At 70.5% G+C, this 2,664-nt stretch carries 5 protein-coding genes; 2 read left to right on the top strand and 3 right to left on the bottom strand.

Features of this window, described 5'->3' with window-relative positions; genetic code table 11:
* A partial coding sequence (locus tag VMR86_04575) for an SDR family oxidoreductase (GenBank protein ID HTO06313.1) occupies window positions 1-584 on the top strand: 584 nt, incomplete at its 5' end.
* A gap of 9 nt (window positions 585-593) precedes the next feature.
* On the opposite strand, the gene VMR86_04570 is transcribed toward VMR86_04575, so the two are convergent.
* Together VMR86_04570 and VMR86_04565 are read right to left on the bottom strand one after the other, a co-directional pair.
* Window positions 594-890, bottom strand: a complete 297-nt coding sequence (locus VMR86_04570) for a nickel-binding protein (GenBank protein HTO06312.1) — start codon at window positions 888-890, stop codon at window positions 594-596.
* Between the two features lie 11 nt (window positions 891-901).
* The gene (locus tag VMR86_04565) at window positions 902-1,333 is read right to left on the bottom strand and encodes a MarR family winged helix-turn-helix transcriptional regulator (GenBank protein HTO06311.1); all 432 of its coding nucleotides are present in this window, start codon (window positions 1,331-1,333) and stop codon (window positions 902-904) included.
* Window positions 1,334-1,466: 133 nt separating this feature from the next.
* Here VMR86_04565 and VMR86_04560 point away from each other — a divergent pair, with 133 nt between their 5' ends.
* Window positions 1,467-1,889, top strand: a complete 423-nt coding sequence (locus VMR86_04560) for a GFA family protein (GenBank protein HTO06310.1) — start codon at window positions 1,467-1,469, stop codon at window positions 1,887-1,889.
* A 7-nt stretch (window positions 1,890-1,896) separates the two neighbouring features.
* On the opposite strand, the gene VMR86_04555 is transcribed toward VMR86_04560, so the two are convergent.
* Window positions 1,897-2,664, bottom strand: a 768-nt coding sequence (locus tag VMR86_04555; GenBank protein HTO06309.1) for an NAD-dependent dehydratase, incomplete at its 5' end; no start/stop codon positions are given.

The raw sequence follows: 2,664 nt of genomic DNA, 5'->3' as shown, positions 1-2,664 counted from the left end.
ACGGCTTCGCGCTCGACGTCACCGACTCGGCCTCGGTACGCGCCGGCGTGGGCGAGGTGATCGCGCACTTCGGCCGCGTGGACGTGCTCGTGAACAACGCCGGCTGGGACAAGGTCGAGCCGTTCGTGAAGGCCTCCGAGGAGACCTGGGACAAGGTGCTCGCGATCAACCTGCGCGGGCCGATCGCGGTGACTCGCGCGGTGCTCGACGGCATGATCGAGCGGCGCGCCGGCTGGATCGTGAGCATCTCGTCCGACGCCGGCCGGCTGGGGTCGAGCGGCGAGGTGGTCTACTCCGCCGCGAAGGCCGGAGTCATCGGGTTCACCAAAGCGCTGGCGCGCGAGGTGGCGCGCCACGGCATCCACGTGAACGTGGTCTGCCCCGGCCCGACCGATACGCCGCTCCTGGCGCAAGTGGGCGCCGACAACCCGAAGCTCGTGCAGTCACTGTCGCGCGCCGTGCCCTGGGGCCGGATCGGCCAGCCCGAGGACCTGGCCGGCGCCGTCGCGTTCCTGGCTTCCGACGACGCCGGCTTCATCACCGGCCAGACACTCTCGGTGAGTGGCGGGATGTGCATGTCCTGAAGGCCCGAGTCAGCCCTGCTTGCGCGGGCGCAGGTCGGCGCCGGTCACCCGGCGCACCTCGGTGATCGAGTCGAACGGCAGCTGGATCGCCGCGTGGGCCTTCCAGATCGCCGCCTCGTCCGGCCCCGACATGAAGCAGAACGCCTTGCCCTCTTCGAGGTTCACGTGCGCGGCGTGGCCGAACACGCCGATCGGCAGGCCGGCCTCTTCGAGCGCGTCGAACTGCGCGTAGAACTCCTGTTCGCTCAGCACCTGCTTCGGGAAGCTGCCCTTGGCCTTGTCATGGGTGTCGATGAAATACTTCATGCCGGGTCCTTTCATTGTGTGGAGTGAATGACGTGGTCCAGACTCCTGCGGACGTCGTCCCAGCGCCGCGCGCCGAGACTCCGCCGGAGACTTCGCTGTGCCTGCTCCCACAAGGGCACGGCCTCTGCGAGCCGTGAGCGTCCCTTGGCGGTGAGCGCGAGCGTGCGCGCGCGCCGCCAGCCCTCGGCGCCCAGCGCCACCAGGCCCTCGCGCTCGAGCGGCGCCAGGTTGCGCGAGAGCGTGCTGCGGTCCATGCCCGCCAGCCGCGCCAGCGCGCTGATCGACAACGCGCCCTCGGCCTCGAGGGCCGTCAGGAGCGCCATCTGCGTCGCGCGCAGACCCACCGGCCGCAGCGCGTCGTCGTAGCTGCGAGTCACCGCCCGCGCCGCCATCCGCAGCCGGTGGCAGGCGCAACTTTCGAGGATCTTGCGTGTGTCGTGCATATGCACTTCTCACGATGAGCGCCGACCCGAGCAGGTTTCGCGAGGTAGACTGTGAGGCGTTTTACAGCGCATCCGGGCGGTGCCATCTACCTCATCGCCCTGCTCTGTAAGCTGCTCTGAAAGGAAGACCCAGATGAGTCACTCGGGAAGCTGTTTCTGCGGCGCCGTCAAGCTCCAGGTCTCGGGCGAGCCCGCGGGCATGGGCTACTGCCACTGCGCCTCGTGCCGCTCCTGGTCGGGCGGCCCGGTGAACGCGTTCAGCCTCTGGCAGCCCGGCGCGGTGAAGGTCACCGCGGGCGCGGACCAGATCCGCACGTTCACCAAGACGCCCATGAGCGAGCGCAAGTACTGCGCCAAGTGCGGCGGTCACCTGATGACGAACCACCCGTCGCTCGGCCTGGTCGACGTGTTCGCCGCGACCATCCCCAGCCTGAAGTTCGTGCCGGGCCTGCACGTGAACTACTCCGAGACCGTCCTGCGCATGAAGGACGGCCTGCCCAAGCTGAAGGACTTCCCCAAGGAGTTCGGCGGCTCGGGCGAGACGCTGCCCGAGTAGCCCGGCGCTACTCGAACTCGCCGGAGCGGGGCGTCCCGCCGGGTCCGCTGTAGCTCGCGGTGTAGCCCGGCGGGCGCTTCCACTCGACCGGGTCCGAGGTCAGTGACTCGAGCGCCTTGCGCCAGCGCACGGCCAGCGCGTCCTCCGCGGCGTAGTCGAACGGGTCCTGCAGGATGCGCTCTTCCGCGCCGCCGTGCTCCAGCGGGTGGCGGTCGAGCCAGCGCGCGGTGAGCGCCAGCGCCTCGCGCGCGGGCAGCACGTCGCGGTAGCCCAGGTCCGCGCGCAGCTTGGCCAGGTCGAGCACCCGGTGCGTCGACCACGGCTGCGCCAGGAGCGGCCGCGCGGGCGTCGCGAGCTCGTGCGGCAGCGCGAGCAGCTCGAGCCGGGCCCCGAGCGCGTCGCGCACGATCTCCACCACCTGGCGCAACGTGAGTGTCTCCTCGTCCGCGCAGTTGTAGATCTGCCCGGCCGAGGCGTTCGGGTGGTCGAGCGGCAAGAGCACCGCGTGCGCCAGGTTCTCGGCGTAGCCGTACGAGCACAGCGTGAGTCCGCCGTCGGGCACCACGATGAACGGCCGGCGGTCGTGGATGCGCCGCACGATGCACCACTCGCGCGGCACGAGCTGGTGCGGGCCGTACACGTAGGGGTAGCGGAAGTGAGTCGCGGCCGGGTGGAAGCCGAACAGCCGCTCCTCGGTGCGCGCGATGCGGAAGCCCTTGGCGTCGTCGGCCTCGCGAGTCACGAGCGGCGCGTCCTCGCGCGTGGGCACGGGCAT

It is taken from the genome of Myxococcota bacterium, assembly GCA_035498015.1.
In the GTDB taxonomy this organism is placed as follows: Bacteria; Myxococcota_A; UBA9160; order SZUA-336; family SZUA-336; genus VGRW01.
The sequence above is the reverse complement of the archived record's forward strand: the minus strand, read 5'-3'. Positions and strand labels throughout refer to the sequence as shown.